The 12255-nt window shown below is 65.9% G+C and carries 16 protein-coding genes and 1 pseudogene; 4 read left to right on the forward strand and 13 right to left on the reverse strand.

Annotation, left to right across the window (positions count from 1 at the left end):
- From AC1D1Y_RS00005 to AC1D1Y_RS00030, 6 genes and pseudogenes are all read right to left on the reverse strand, one after another.
- Positions 1 to 233: pseudogene (locus AC1D1Y_RS00005) on the reverse strand (hypothetical protein); the annotation flags it as partial.
- Positions 230 to 829 (reverse strand): cysteine hydrolase family protein, encoded by a 600-nt coding sequence (locus AC1D1Y_RS00010; protein WP_477680552.1) that lies wholly within the window; start codon positions 827 to 829, stop codon positions 230 to 232. The pseudogene AC1D1Y_RS00005 and the gene AC1D1Y_RS00010, both read right to left, overlap by 4 nt.
- Positions 816 to 1313, reverse strand: coding sequence for a DUF421 domain-containing protein (locus AC1D1Y_RS00015; protein ID WP_477680553.1), 498 nt, complete (start codon positions 1311 to 1313; stop codon positions 816 to 818). Before AC1D1Y_RS00015 ends, AC1D1Y_RS00010 begins: the two co-directional genes overlap by 14 nt.
- Positions 1314 to 1336: 23 nt before the next feature.
- A complete protein-coding gene (locus AC1D1Y_RS00020) occupies positions 1337 to 1513 on the reverse strand; it encodes a DUF3606 domain-containing protein (protein ID WP_477680554.1) in 177 nt (58 codons plus the stop codon).
- Positions 1514 to 1623: 110 nt separating this feature from the next.
- On the reverse strand, positions 1624 to 3066 hold the full coding sequence (locus AC1D1Y_RS00025) for a DHA2 family efflux MFS transporter permease subunit (protein WP_477680555.1): 1443 nt from the start codon (positions 3064 to 3066) through the stop codon (positions 1624 to 1626).
- Between the two features lie 44 nt (positions 3067 to 3110).
- Entirely contained in the window at positions 3111 to 3347 is a 237-nt protein-coding gene (locus AC1D1Y_RS00030) for a hypothetical protein (RefSeq protein WP_477680556.1), read from the reverse strand.
- Between the two features lie 18 nt (positions 3348 to 3365).
- On the opposite strand from AC1D1Y_RS00030, the gene AC1D1Y_RS00035 reads away from it, so the two are divergent.
- A complete protein-coding gene (locus tag AC1D1Y_RS00035; RefSeq protein ID WP_477680557.1) occupies positions 3366 to 4181 on the forward strand; it encodes a hypothetical protein in 816 nt (271 codons plus the stop codon).
- Positions 4182 to 4215: 34 nt separating this feature from the next.
- Here the strand turns inward: AC1D1Y_RS00035 and AC1D1Y_RS00040 are convergent, their stop codons facing one another.
- Genes AC1D1Y_RS00040 through AC1D1Y_RS00060 form a run of 5 tightly spaced genes read right to left on the reverse strand, consistent with a single transcriptional unit; the run spans position 4216 to position 7790 of the window.
- Positions 4216 to 5748: an MFS transporter gene (locus AC1D1Y_RS00040; protein ID WP_477680558.1), complete on the reverse strand. Its 1533-nt coding sequence runs from the start codon at positions 5746 to 5748 to the stop codon at positions 4216 to 4218.
- Positions 5745 to 6521, reverse strand: a complete 777-nt coding sequence (locus AC1D1Y_RS00045) for a DUF899 domain-containing protein (protein WP_477680559.1) — start codon at positions 6519 to 6521, stop codon at positions 5745 to 5747. The genes AC1D1Y_RS00040 and AC1D1Y_RS00045 overlap by 4 nt, the downstream gene beginning before the upstream one ends.
- Before the next feature lie 30 nt (positions 6522 to 6551).
- Entirely contained in the window at positions 6552 to 6929 is a 378-nt protein-coding gene (locus AC1D1Y_RS00050; protein WP_477680560.1) for a VOC family protein, read from the reverse strand.
- Positions 6930 to 6975: 46 nt separating this feature from the next.
- Positions 6976 to 7440, reverse strand: coding sequence for an SRPBCC family protein (locus AC1D1Y_RS00055; RefSeq protein WP_477680561.1), 465 nt, complete (start codon positions 7438 to 7440; stop codon positions 6976 to 6978).
- On the reverse strand, positions 7335 to 7790 hold the full coding sequence (locus AC1D1Y_RS00060) for an ArsR/SmtB family transcription factor (RefSeq protein ID WP_477680562.1): 456 nt from the start codon (positions 7788 to 7790) through the stop codon (positions 7335 to 7337). Before AC1D1Y_RS00060 ends, AC1D1Y_RS00055 begins: the two co-directional genes overlap by 106 nt.
- 323 nt (positions 7791 to 8113) lie before the next feature.
- Here AC1D1Y_RS00060 and AC1D1Y_RS00065 point away from each other — a divergent pair, with 323 nt between their 5' ends.
- Positions 8114 to 8491, forward strand: coding sequence for an EF-hand domain-containing protein (locus tag AC1D1Y_RS00065; RefSeq protein ID WP_477680563.1), 378 nt, complete (start codon positions 8114 to 8116; stop codon positions 8489 to 8491).
- Positions 8492 to 8508: 17 nt separating this feature from the next.
- On the opposite strand, the gene AC1D1Y_RS00070 is transcribed toward AC1D1Y_RS00065, so the two are convergent.
- On the reverse strand, positions 8509 to 8949 hold the full coding sequence (locus AC1D1Y_RS00070; RefSeq protein ID WP_477680564.1) for a hypothetical protein: 441 nt from the start codon (positions 8947 to 8949) through the stop codon (positions 8509 to 8511).
- Positions 8950 to 9086: 137 nt separating this feature from the next.
- Complete coding sequence (locus AC1D1Y_RS00075; protein WP_477680565.1) at positions 9087 to 10640, reverse strand: ABC transporter substrate-binding protein; 1554 nt, start codon at positions 10638 to 10640, stop codon at positions 9087 to 9089.
- 246 nt (positions 10641 to 10886) lie between these two features.
- Here AC1D1Y_RS00075 and AC1D1Y_RS00080 point away from each other — a divergent pair, with 246 nt between their 5' ends.
- Both AC1D1Y_RS00080 and AC1D1Y_RS00085 read left to right on the forward strand, forming a co-directional pair.
- On the forward strand, positions 10887 to 11768 hold the full coding sequence (locus AC1D1Y_RS00080; RefSeq protein ID WP_477680566.1) for a helix-turn-helix domain-containing protein: 882 nt from the start codon (positions 10887 to 10889) through the stop codon (positions 11766 to 11768).
- Positions 11769 to 11799: 31 nt separating this feature from the next.
- Positions 11800 to 12249: a VOC family protein gene (locus AC1D1Y_RS00085; protein ID WP_477680567.1), complete on the forward strand. Its 450-nt coding sequence runs from the start codon at positions 11800 to 11802 to the stop codon at positions 12247 to 12249.
- The last annotated feature ends 6 nt before the right edge of the window (positions 12250 to 12255 follow it).

A 12255-nucleotide genomic window follows, 5' to 3' on the forward strand; every position in this document is an offset into this window, starting at 1 on the left:
GCGTGCGTTGCGGCGCTAACCCATAGCTGTGCTATGGGTGTCGCACCGCGCCTTGCATCCCATCCCGAGAAGGTGCTTGCGCGGCCCCGTTTAGGCTGTGACCAGGTTCTAGCCAGCAGCGCGCCGCGCTTGCTGCAGAAGGAGCAGGTGCAGCGCGTGAGCTGGTCCGGCATCTCGCCGTCGATGCGAAAGGCGTTTTTGCCGCAATGGCAGCTTCCTGTGAGGGTGGTCATGCGCTTCTCCTGTGTTGGGATGCGGGGGTGACGGCGCTTTGGATAAAGGCCGAGGGCGAAATGTCGCACTTGAGGATGCGCGCCATATAGGCCAGCGACTGCTTGTGGTATTCCACCGATTCAGCAGCGCAGCAATCGGAGGGAACATGCAGCTTGAAGCCGCGCAGAAAGCCGTCCATGGCGGTGAGTTGCACACACATGTCGGTCGCAACGCCGGTGATGATGATGTCTTTGACCTCCATGCGGGACAGCAGCAGGTCCAGCGGCGAACCCAGAAAGGCCGAGTGCCTGGGCTTGAGGACGGTGAGGTCGCCGCGCCCGGGGCGCAGCAGGCGCGCCATCTCGCCCGAAGCGCCGCGGCTGCCGGCGCAGCGCTCGACCAGGCTCTGGAAGTCGGACTGCCAGCCGCCGTAGTTGTCGTTGGCATAGATCGCGGGCACGCCTTGCTCGCACAGAACGGCTTTGAGGGCGGCGGTGGCGCGCGCGGCTTCGACGGCGCTTTCGGCCAGGTTCTCGGCGCCCGGAAAATCCATGGGATTGATGAAGTCGATCAGCAGCAGCACACGGCGGCTGCGCGGAAGTTCATCCGTGTTCACGGGACAGGGCCAGCGGCGGGCTGCTGGTTTCCTTGAGGATGCTGATTTTCCCATCGGCCTCGAGGCAGGCGAACTTCATGTCGGACTGCTCGCAGTCGGCCTCACGCAAGGCCTGTTCGACGTCGCCCAGGGGGACGCGGTGTTGTTTGAGGACCTCGGCGAATATTTTCCCGTCGCGTCCGACCAGCACCGGCCGGCCTTCCATGATTGTCTGCAGACGGGCGCTGCGCGAGGTGGCGAAAGCGATGAGCACGTTCAAGGCCACCAGCGTTGCGGCGGCCAGCAAGCCTCCGGTCACCGATTCTTCCCCACCATTGAGGCCGCTCGACACGGACTCGCTGAGCAGCATCACGACCAGCAGGTCAAAGGGCGTGAACTGCCCGACGGTGCGCCGGCCCGAGAAGCGGACCATGGCCAGCAACGCGCCGTAGATGATCACGGCGCGCAGAGGCAATTCCCACCAGTCGGCATGGAGGTCGAACATGCTGGGTGCGCGCGGATGGCCGTTTATTTTTTCGCGAGGTAGGCGCGCACGGCCTCGGCCGAATGGCCCACCGCCTTGACGGCGTCGCGCAGTTGCTGCTCGGTGCAGCCCAGCGACTTCATCCAGTCGCGCAGCTCATGGGCCTGCTCGAGGGAGATCAGCTTGCGGTCTGCGCCTGTCTTGCTTTTGTCGTCGGACATGGGTTTCTCCTGGAGGGAAAAACCGGATCGTAGGCCTGGCCCTTTCGCCCGGCCTGTAGGACGGCAACGCCTTGCGCGGGCAGACCTTGCCCCGTGGCCGGTCGTGACGCCTAGTGCGTGGCCGCGGCCGGCTTGGCGGCGGCCGCCGCGCCCCCGGGCCTGAGCAGCACGGCGCCCAGCACCGCGGCCACGGCCGCGAAGACTGCGCCGATCACAAAGGCCAGCTGGTAGCCGCCGTTGAGCGCGGTGACGGCGTCCACCCCTGCCCCGGCCAGCGCGCCGGTGCGCGCGGCCGCGAGGCTGGCCAGCACGGCCAGGCCCAGGGCGCCGCCCATCATGAAGGAGGTGTTGACCACGCCAGAGGCGATGCCGGACTCCGCCGGGTCGACGTCGCTCATGGCGGCCAGCAGCACGGGGTTGAAAGCCATGCCGGCGCCCAGGCCCAGCAGCAGCATGCCGGGCAGCACGTCGAGCGCGAAGCTTCCGGCCACGGGCGCGCGCGCGAACAGCGCCAGGCCCACGGCCGCCAGCAGCAGGCCGGCGGCCAGCGGCGCGCGTATGCCGAAACGCATGACGATCTTCGCCGACAGGCCCAACGAGAAGGCGGCCATGATGAGGTTGGCCGGCAAAAAGCCCAGGCCGACCTGCATGGCGCTGTAGCCGAGCACCAGTTGCATGTAGAGCGCCGAGATGAAGAACCAGGCGAACATGGCGGCGGCCCAGAGCACGCCCACGACATTGGCGGTGGCGACGTTGCGCAGGCGGAACAGGCCCAGCGGCATCAGCGGCGTCTGCACCTTGGACTCGATGGCCAGGAAGACGGCCATGAGCACCGCGGCCGCGCCCAGCAGGCCTAAAGTCTGGCCCGAGAGCCAGCCGGCCTCGTTGCCGTTGACGATGCCGTAGACGGCCAGCATCAACGAACTGGTGACGGTGACGGCGCCCCCCACGTCGAGCTTCGCGCCGGTGGCCTGGCCCTTGCCGCCGGGCAGCAGCATGAGGCATAGCGCGAAGACAGCGCCGCCTATGGGCAGGTTGACCAGGAAGATCCAGTGCCAGCTCAGCGCGTCGGTCAGCAGGCCGCCCAGCAGCACGCCTATGCTGCCGCCGCCGGCGCAGACAAAACCGTAGACGCCCATGGCCTTGGCGCGCTCGGCCGGTTCGGTGAACAAATTCATGATGAGCGACAGCGAGATCGCCGAGACCACCGCGCCGCCCAGGCCCTGCACCGCGCGCGCGACGACCAGCAGCGCCTGCGAGTTGGCGAGGCCGCAGGCCAGCGAAGCCACGGTGAACAGGCTGAGCCCGGCCAGGAAGAGCCGGCGGTGACCGTACAGGTCGCCGAGCCGGCCGCCCAGCAGCAGGAAGCCGCCGAAGGTCAGCATGTAGGCGTTGACCACCCAGACCAGCGAGGTCTCGGTGAAATGCAGGTCGGTGCGTATGGAAGGCAGGGCCACATTGACGATGGTGGTGTCGAGCACGATCATCAGCACCCCGAGGCACAGCACCATCAGGGCCCACCAGCGCTTGCGGCTGTCCATGTGTTGTCTCATTTGCGGTTTCTCCTCTGCTTCATGGATGAATGTTGTCCGTCAAATCAGGGCAGGTTCTGGTCGTTCCGGCGCGAAACCATGCCGTGGCCGCGCATGTTACGCCATGGCAGGCGAAGCCGGCGGGCAATATGCGTCGCGCCCTGTCCTACAAGCGCCTCGGATTTTGGCGGATAGCCGGACGGGATTGCGCTGGCTAATTTAGAACGGATTCTTGAGGACAGGAAACGGGAGCCTTGCGGCATTTTTAAAACACTCGCAGCACGCCGCGCACTTTTAGCCATGGGATGTATTTCATGCGGATGACTCCATTGCCCCGCCTTGCCGGCCGGGCCCTGAAGATGGCCGGGCTGGGCACCCTGGCGCTGCTGGGCGGCGCGGCCCTGGCCCAACCCTCGCCGGCGCTGGACCGCGCGAGTTTCTCGATAGGCGCTTTCCACGCCGACCCGACCTTTAACGCGGCGGTGAACACCAACTTCGGCCGGCTGGACTCGGGCGACTCCAAGAGCAGCAGCGTGACCATGCCGCGCATCAAGGCCGACGTGCTGCTGTTCGAGAGCCAGGGCCTGTCTTTCGACTACTACCAGTTCAAGCGCGGCTACGGGGATTCGCTGGCCAGCAACTTCAATATCGGCAGCGGCACGGTGACGACCACGGGCACGGCCAACCTCGACGTGAAAGTGGACTTCGCCAAGCTGGCCTACAAATGGTGGCTGGGTTCGGGCAACACCGTGCTGGGCCTGGGCCTGGGCGCGGCCTACTACCGCGTGGGGCTGGACCTCAACGCCACCGCGGCGGTCACCGGCGGCGGCACCGGCAGCATCCGGCAAAGCGACAGCGACGACGCGGTGGCGCCGCTGGTGGAAGTGGGCCTCAGGCATGCGATTTCGCCGGACCTGCGCCTGTTCGCCGACGCCTCAGGCGTGAAAAAAACCGGCAGCAACGTGCGCGGCGAAATCTACAACGCCGCCGTGGGCGTGGAATGGTTCCCGATGAAGAACGTCGGCGTGGTGCTGGACTACGGCCTGACCGACATCGACCTGCGCCGCGACAGCAACAATGCGCGCTTTCGCGTCAAGCTCAAGGGGCCCTCGGCCTTCGTCAAAGTACGTTTCTGACAGCCGCTTCATGGCGTAGGCCCTTCCGGCAGGCTCAAGGCGCGGACCCGGCCGGTGAACCCGCGCGCGCCTGCCGCAGCATGACGGCCGCCAGTATGGCCGTGCCCAGGACCAGCGCGGCGCTGATGCCGGCGGTGACCTGAAAGGCCTGGGCATAGGCTTCGCGCGAGGTGTCCAGCAATGCCGCGCCGCTGGCGCCCGGCAGTTCGGCCGCCACCGCCACGGCGCCGCCCAGGGTGCTGCGCGCGGCCTCGGCCGCCGCGGTGGGCACGCCGCTGAGCGCAGTACCTTCCATCGCGTGGCGATACACCCCGGTCACGACGCTGCCCAGCACCGCGATGCCGAGGGCGCCGCCAAATTCCGAACTGGTTTCCGAGATCGCCGCGGCGGCGCCGGCGCGCTCGGGCGGCGCGGAGCCCACGATGAGGTCGGTTCCCAGCGTGACCACCGGTGCCAGGCCCAGCGAAAAAATCACGCTGCCGGTCACCAGCGTGGCCAGGCCCGAGGTCCCGTCCACCTGTGTGAGCACCCCAAAACCCGCGAAGGCCAGTGCCAGGCCGCCCGTGACCGCCAGCCCGGGGCGGATGCGCCGCACGATGACGGGCGCCAGCATGGAGCCCACCACAAAACCCAGGGCAGACGGCACCGACCACAGGCCGGCCTCCAGCGGTGACAGGCCTATCACCAGCTGCAAATACTGCGCGATGAAAAGAAAAGCACCGAACGCGCCGAAAAAGCAGAAGGTGTTGATGGCCAGCGCCGCGCTGAAAGCCGGTTCGCGAAACAGGGCCAGGTCAATCAGCGGGCTGGCCAGCCTGCGCTGCCTGCGCAAAAAAGCCGCGCCTGTCGCCAGCCCGGCGAAGATGCAGCCGGCGGCGAGCCAGCTCGGGCCGCCTTCGGCAATGCGCTTGAGGCCGTAGATGACGGCGAGCACCGCCGCGAGCGACTGCGCCGCGCTCAGCAGGTCCAGCCGGYCGGCATCGGGGTCGCGGTATTCGGGCAGCAGCACCGGGCCCAGCACCAGCAGCAAGACCATCACGGGCACGCTGACCAGGAACACCGACCCCCACCAGAAGTGTTCGAGCAGCACACCACCGACCAGCGGGCCTATAGCGCCGCCCACCGAATAGCTGGTGATCCACACGCCGATGGCGACGGTGCGCTCGCCGGCGTCGAGGAACATATTTCGGATCAGCGAGAGCGTGGACGGCGCGAGCGTGGCCCCGGCCACGCCGAGCAGCGCGCGCGTGGCGATCAGCATTTCAGCGCTGGTGGAAAACGCGGCCAGCACTGACGCGGCGCCGAAGGCCGCCGCGCCCATCAGCAGCAGCCGGCGCCGGCCTATACGGTCGCCCAGCGTGCCCATGGTGATGAGCGAGCCGGCGATCATGAAGCCGTAGATGTCGACGATCCACAGGAGCTGCGCGCCCGTGGGCTTGAGCTCGGCGCTCAGGTGCGGCACCGCCAGGTTCATGACCGTGAGGTCCATGGAATACAGCAGGCAGGGCAGCGCGATGACGGCCAACCCAATCCAGTCGCGGCGCGTGGCTTTGGGGGAAGCCGTCATGCGGCGCCGGCCTCGGCATGGCAGCAGGCCGTGGCCTGGGCCTTGGCTTCAGCCGCGCCGTATTTGTCATGGTGGCGCACCCAGGCCATGGGAAACGGCAGGCCGTCTTCGTCGCGCCCTTTGGGCGTGAGGTCCATGTAGTGGTAGCTGCCCACCAGGGAGTCCGCGCCGCGGGCATAGCTTGAATAGGTGTGGAAGACGTTGCCCTGGCCGTCGCGCGTGAACACGCTGACGCCGTGCAGGTCCTCCATGCCCCCGACGTCTTCCATGCGGTAGTTGTAGCCGACCTTTCCGCCGGCGAGTTCTTCGCGCGTAAAGGAGACGTGGTAGTCGTAGTTGAAGTCGCTGCCGGAGGACGACACCCACTTGAAGCGCCAGCCCATGCGCTGCCTGAACGCGGCGAGTTGGGCCAGCGGCGCGCGCGAGACCACCGCCAGCGTGATGTCGCGCGCGGCCAGGTGAGCGAGAGTGCCGTCGATATGGTCGGACAGGAAAGAGCAGCTGGGGCAGCCCTCCTCCCACCCCGGGCCGAACATGAAGTGGTAGACGATGAGCTGGCTGCGCCCTTCAAACAGGTCGGCCAGGCTTTCGCGCCCCTTGGGGCCGTCGAACACATAGGCTTTGTCGACCGGCAGCCAGGGCAGGCGGCGGCGCTCGGCGTTGACCAGGTCGCGCTGCGCGGTGAGCTCTTTTTCGCGGGCCAGCAGCAGGCGGCGAGCAGCGAGCCATTCTTCTTTGGACACGATGGGGTGCACGGCGGGGTTGGCATTCACGGGCGGACTCCTTGGGGCGAAGCAGGTGGATCAGCGGTTATGGATGTGCAGGATGTTGCCGTCCGGGTCCTTGAACCAGGCGCCCTTGAAGTCGCCGGCGACATGGGCGTCGCCCTGCAACGCCATGCCGGGCATGTCGTAGTGCTCAAACGCCACGCCTTTGTCCTTGAGCGCTTTCATGATGTTGTCGAACTCGTCGCCCACCGACCAGGTGCAGGACGTGGCCTGGTTGGTGCCGGCGAATTGCGAGACATAGACCAGGACGGTGGCGGTGCCGCTCTGGTAAGTGAGCACGTCCTCCTCCTCGGCCTCAAGCGGCGTGAGGCCGAGGTTTCCTTCATAGAATTTTTTGGCGGCGGCGAGGTCCTTGACGGCGATAGTCGCCATGGCGTTTCTGTTGGCTAGCATGGTGGGCTCCTTTCAGGGTGATGTGTATGTATGGGTGATGGTGCTTTCAGGTGGGCGACGGTTCAGCGGCAAACAGTTTGTCGAGCTTGGCGAAGGCGCCGGCCCAGCCCTGGTTGTGGCTGTCGCGCGCGGCCTGGTCGAAGAATTTTTCATGTACGAACACGAGTTCGGTGCCGCCACTCGAGGGTTTCAGGATGACGCTGACCCGCGACACGCGTTCGGGCGTGCTTTGCCAGCCCCAGTCGAACACCAGCTTGTGGGGCGGTTCGACTTCGAGGTAGGTGCCGCTCACGTTGTGGGTCTCCTGGCCCGGCACGCCGAAGCGGATGTGGTAGCGGCCGCCGACGCGCACGTCCATCTCGGCGAGGGTCACCACGCTGCCCGGGTCGGGGCCGAACCATTGCGCTAGCGCTTGCGGGTCGGTCCACGCGCGCCAGACTTTTTCGCAGCTGGCGGGGTAGTGCCGAGTGAAGTTGACGGACGGCTTGCCTTGCGTTGCGCTTCTTTCCATGGCGGGTTCAGCTCCTCTTGGTGGTACAGGTAGCGGCCCAGCGCATCGAGGCGGGTGGACCAGAACTTCTCGTAACGGGAAAGCCACATGGCGGCCTCCTGCATGGGCTCGGGCGAGATGGCCAGGTTGACGACCCGCCCGTCCTTGGCGCGTGTCACCAGGCCGGCATCCTCTAGCACCCGCAGGTGCTTCATGAAGCCTGGCAAGGACATGCCGTGCGGCTGGGCCAGCTCGCCGACGGACAGGTTGCCGCGCTCCAGGTCTTGCAGCACCTTGCGGCGGGTCGGGTCCGCGAGCGCGGCGAACACGGCATTGAGGGCCTCTTCGGCGTCTTCTTTATACTTAACCATTAGGCTTAGTATTGAGCGGGTGGCCCCGGCTTGTCAACCCGGATGCCGCAGGAAAATGTTTTTTTATGTTGTCACGTGCAGCCTGTACACATTGGCACGCGGCGCGACATCTGCGTCTGTGGATATGAAGATTTATCCGCAGATTACGCAGATTTACACAGATTGAAGACAAGAGCTTGCAAGCTCTGGCGCTGGAACATCGCGCAAAGAAATGTGTCCGGCGCTGGCACTGGTGTAAACCGGCGCAACACCCTGCAAGAACACTGGCATTAGGGCCAGGGGTAGCATCCAATGGTGCCTAGACAACTCCCCCCAGGAAGACCATGAGACAGCCCACGACAACGACGACCCCTTCCCGTTTGAACCGCCCCCGCATGTTGATGCTGGGATCCTTGCTGGCCCTGGCCGCCGCGGCCGCTCTGCTGGCCGCGCAGGCGAACGCCCAGACCCCGGAGCCGGCGGCGGCAGCCTCTGCGCCCGCTGCGGCACCCGCAACGCCAGCCGTTGTCTACTACGACCCCAAGGACCTGGAGCGCGCTTTCAAGTTCATGGACAAGACCGGCGACGGCAAGATCAGCCGTGACGAGGCGTCGAACTTTCGCGGTGTCTCGAAACATTTTGACGAGGCCGACGTGAACAAGGACGGATTTTTGTCGCGTGAGGAATTCGACAACGCGATGAACCGCAGCAAAGCGCCTTAGGCCATTTTCAGGCTACTTCACAGGGAGCACCGGATGCCCACGACGGTATTGGTACGGCCCGGCTCCCAATCGGTCTCGCGCCAGCGATAGACGCCCGGCGCGACGACAGCAAGCTCCCATTCAAGCGGCCTGCCCGACCGCTTGAGCCGTGTCTCTCCTTCATACTGAATCACGAGGGTCGTCGCGCTCGCCGACAGCACGATCGCACGTGAACCTTCCTTTTCGCCCAGTTCGGTCTTCCACTTCCGGTCGTAGGTGATGTCCAGGTGTTTCCCGTCGCGGCTGAACTGCATGCGCATCTTGAGCTTGTCGGGCGCGCAAGCGGGCTCGGTGTCGTAGTTCTCGACCCACAGGCCGGCAAGCTGTTTCGAATCAAAGGGGAAAGACGCCGGGCTGGAGGCGGCTTGCGTCACGCCGGAAAACAGCATGGCGAACAAGGGCAGAAGGATTTTGAGCATGGCTGGCACAAGAGCAGATTGAGTGAGCGAACGTAACACATCCCGGATTCCGTCGCCAGGCGATCTGGAGCCCGTTCCCATGAAAAAAGCCGTGCGGCTTACGGCCGCACGGCTTTGCTTTTGAGAGGTGTTTGCGCTCAGTTCTTCAGCTTCACGTTCCAGAAGAAAGGCCATAGCGCGGGCTGGTAATTTTCGAGCTTCGTCGACTTCGCCGACAGGCTGTTGAACTTGCCGATGTCGATGTAAGGCACTTCGTCATACACGAGCTGCTGCACCTTGCCCCACAGCGGCGCGCGCTTGGCGGGCACCGGCGTATGGTTGAACTCGAGCAGCGCGGCCTGCTTGCCGGGGGTGTTCCACCAGCCGGGTGCGCCGTCGCCGAGCTGCGGCGGCGAGAGCATGGGTTCGGGCAGCAGGCCCGAATGCGTCACGTAGATGTCCCAGGCGGCGGAGTCGTTGCGGCGCTGCACCAGCGTGGCCCAGTCGACCACGGTGAGCTCGGCCTTGATGCCGGCGCGCTTGAGCTGCTCGGCCATGACCACCGCCATGTTGTAGTGGAAGTCGTACTGGCGGCTGGTGAGGATGCGCACCGTTTCGCCCTTGTAGCCGGCGGCTTCGGCCAGGCCCTTGGCCTTGGCCGGGTCGCGCTGGTTGTAGTTCTCGCCGCCGGCGGCGGAGTAATACGGCGAGCCCTGCGGGAAGTGGTTGGCTTCGGCCGTGAAGAAACGCGTGTCGCCGAAGCCGGCGGCCATCATCTCGCCGGGGCCTATGGCGGTCTGGATGGCCTGGCGCATGCCCTTGTTGGCGTTGATGCCCTCACGCGTGTTGAACACCAGGTAGGGGAAACCGAAGGCCGGCGTGATCACGGCGGTGGCGCGGCCGCCGGCTTTTTCGAGGCGGGCCAGCGCGTCTATGGGCAGCAGGTCGGCGAAGTGGAACTGGCCGGACATGGCGCCTTCGACGCGCGTGTTGGGCGTGGGCACGGGGATGAAGCGCAGCTCTTCGATGAAGGCTTCGCGCTTGCCGCCGTAGCCGTTGGCCGGCTCCTTGCGCGCGCTGTAGCCGTCAAAGCGCGTGAGCACCACGTATTGGTCGGTGCGGCGCTCCTTGAATTTGTAGGGGCCGGTACCGATGAAGTCGCGCAGCGGAATCTGCACGGCTTCCTTGGCCATGATGGCGGCCATGCCGCTGGGCAGGGCCAGCTGCGCGAGCAGTGGCGCATAAGGGTTCCTGAGCGTCAGCTCCACCGTGAGCGGGCCCGTCGACTTCAGCTCGACGATTTCCTTGCCCACAGCCTTGCCGCGCGGCGCTTCCTTGATCCAGCGCTTGAGGCTGACGACCACGTCTTCGGCGTCCAGCGCGCGGCCCGAGTGCAGCTTCACGCCCTTGCGCAGGGTGATGGTGACGACCTTGCCGTCGGCCGAGAAGCGCGGCATGCCCTCGGCCAGCATGGGCACGACATTCCACTTGGCGTCAAAGGTGTAGAGCGGCTCATACACGTGCTGCATGATGGTGCCGACCAGGTCGGTGGTGGCCTGCATCGGGTCCAGCGAGGGCGGCTCGCCCACCATGGCCAGGTTGGCCGCCGAAGCCGTGGTCTGGGCCAGCGCCGGGGCGGCGCCCTGCACAGCGGCCATCAGGCCAAAAACCAGTGCCGGCAGCAGCCGGCGTGTCTGTATGCGGTAAGCCATAAGCACTCCTACGTGAAAGTTAATTTCAGAAATCGTAGGATATTTGGCTAATTGTGAGATTATGTAAGTGATTACCCTGAAGAATGTGCGTTTAGTTTGAAATTAAATTTCGTTGCACAGGGAAGTTGAATTTGCAGCCAGGAATAGCCGCAGGCTGCGCCGCCGCATGCCCGGCCGCATGACAGGGGTGCGGCCAGGGCCTAGACTGAAGACAAGCCCAGGCTTCAGAGTCCACCATATAAGTCCATGCAACGTGCGCCCCATCCTCTGCTTGCGCCCTTCGTCAAGACGGCGTGGGCCGGCGTGCCTGCGCCCATGGAGGCCAAGGCGGCGCCGGCGCGCGAACATGTGTTGCCGACCGGCCTGATGCACCTGGTGTTCCGCCTCTCGGGGCCGTCCGTGCGCATCTTCGACAGCGCAGCCGATGGCGAGGGACGGCAGCTCGGCCATACGCTGGTGGGCGGGCCGCGCGCGGTGTTTTACGCCAAAGACCTTACCGCACCCTCCCCCTCGGTGGGCGTGCAATTGCTGCCCGGCGCGGCGCAGGCCTTGCTGGGCCTGCCGGCCGATGAACTGGCGGGACAACACGTGAGCCTGGAAGACCTGTGGGGCAGCCATGCCGCCGCGGCACGCGAGCAGTTGCTGGCCGCCGCGACACCGCGGGATGCCCTGCACCGCCTTGAGGCCCTGCTGCTGGAGCGCCTGCGCGCCGGGCCGGCGCGGGCCGCGCACCCGGTGGCCATGCTGGCCTTGCGGCAGTTCGAGGCGGGCATGGACGTGAATGATGCGGTGGCCCGCAGCGGCTACAGCCACCGGCAGTTCATACGCATCTTCTCGCAGGCCGTGGGCCTGGGTCCCAAGCTGTATTGCCGGGTGCGGCGTTTCCAGAAAGCCCTGCCGCTGGTGCAGGGCCCCCTGGCCCTGGCCGCCGTGGCGATGGAGGCGGGCTACAGCGACCAGCCGCATTTCAACCGCGAGTTCCGTGAGTTCGCCGGCCTCACACCCGAGCAGTACCGGCTGGCGCGGCCGGCCTCGGCCAACCATGTGCCGGTGCCGCCCGCAGCCGGTGCAGCCTCTTTGCGGCCACATGTCAATTTTGTTCAAGACCGGGCGAATGCCGGGCTATAGACTGGCCGCATTCCCTTTCAGAGGAGCCGGCATGGCCATTCACGAACTGTTCGCTTACATCCACGTCAAGGGCGCTGAAGAAGCCCTGGCTTTTTACATTTCGGTGTTCGGGGCGACCGAAAAATTCCGCCTGACGGAGCCCAGCGGCCGCATTGGCCACGCCGAACTGGACTTCGGCGGCGCCACGCTGATGCTGTCCGACGAGTTCCCGGAATGCGGCGTCGCGGCGCCGGCGCGGGACATGCCGGCCAGCGTCACCCTGCACCTGCATGTCGACGACTGCGACGCGGTCATCGCCCGCGCGCTGCAGGCCGGCGCCACGCTGGAGATGGCCGCGCAAGACCATTTCTACGGTGAACGCTCGGGCAGTTTTCGCGACCCCTTCGGCCACCGCTGGAGCGTGGGCCACAGCATTGAAACGGTGACACCCGAGGAGATGCAGCGGCGCTACACGGCGATGATGGAATCGCCGGGCGCCTAGGAACTA

The organism is Polaromonas sp. P1_G1 (genome assembly GCF_056405595.1).

Coding starts and splice junctions, on each gene's coding strand:
- AC1D1Y_RS00080 (WP_477680566.1), top strand. CDS start 10,887: ATGCAACGTGCGCCCCATCCTCTGCTTGCGCCCTTCGTCAAGACGGCG.
- AC1D1Y_RS00055 (WP_477680561.1), bottom strand. CDS start 7,440: ATGGAAAGAAGCGCAACGCAAGGCAAGCCGTCCGTCAACTTCACTCGG.
- AC1D1Y_RS00050 (WP_477680560.1), bottom strand. CDS start 6,929: ATGCTAGCCAACAGAAACGCCATGGCGACTATCGCCGTCAAGGACCTC.
- AC1D1Y_RS00030 (WP_477680556.1), bottom strand. CDS start 3,347: ATGGCTAAAAGTGCGCGGCGTGCTGCGAGTGTTTTAAAAATGCCGCAA.
- AC1D1Y_RS00075 (WP_477680565.1), bottom strand. CDS start 10,640: ATGGCTTACCGCATACAGACACGCCGGCTGCTGCCGGCACTGGTTTTT.
- AC1D1Y_RS00020 (WP_477680554.1), bottom strand. CDS start 1,513: ATGTCCGACGACAAAAGCAAGACAGGCGCAGACCGCAAGCTGATCTCC.
- AC1D1Y_RS00060 (WP_477680562.1), bottom strand. CDS start 7,790: ATGGTTAAGTATAAAGAAGACGCCGAAGAGGCCCTCAATGCCGTGTTC.
- AC1D1Y_RS00035 (WP_477680557.1), top strand. CDS start 3,366: ATGACTCCATTGCCCCGCCTTGCCGGCCGGGCCCTGAAGATGGCCGGG.
- AC1D1Y_RS00025 (WP_477680555.1), bottom strand. CDS start 3,066: ATGAGACAACACATGGACAGCCGCAAGCGCTGGTGGGCCCTGATGGTG.
- AC1D1Y_RS00065 (WP_477680563.1), top strand. CDS start 8,114: ATGAGACAGCCCACGACAACGACGACCCCTTCCCGTTTGAACCGCCCC.
- AC1D1Y_RS00070 (WP_477680564.1), bottom strand. CDS start 8,949: ATGCTCAAAATCCTTCTGCCCTTGTTCGCCATGCTGTTTTCCGGCGTG.
- AC1D1Y_RS00085 (WP_477680567.1), top strand. CDS start 11,800: ATGGCCATTCACGAACTGTTCGCTTACATCCACGTCAAGGGCGCTGAA.
- AC1D1Y_RS00015 (WP_477680553.1), bottom strand. CDS start 1,313: ATGTTCGACCTCCATGCCGACTGGTGGGAATTGCCTCTGCGCGCCGTG.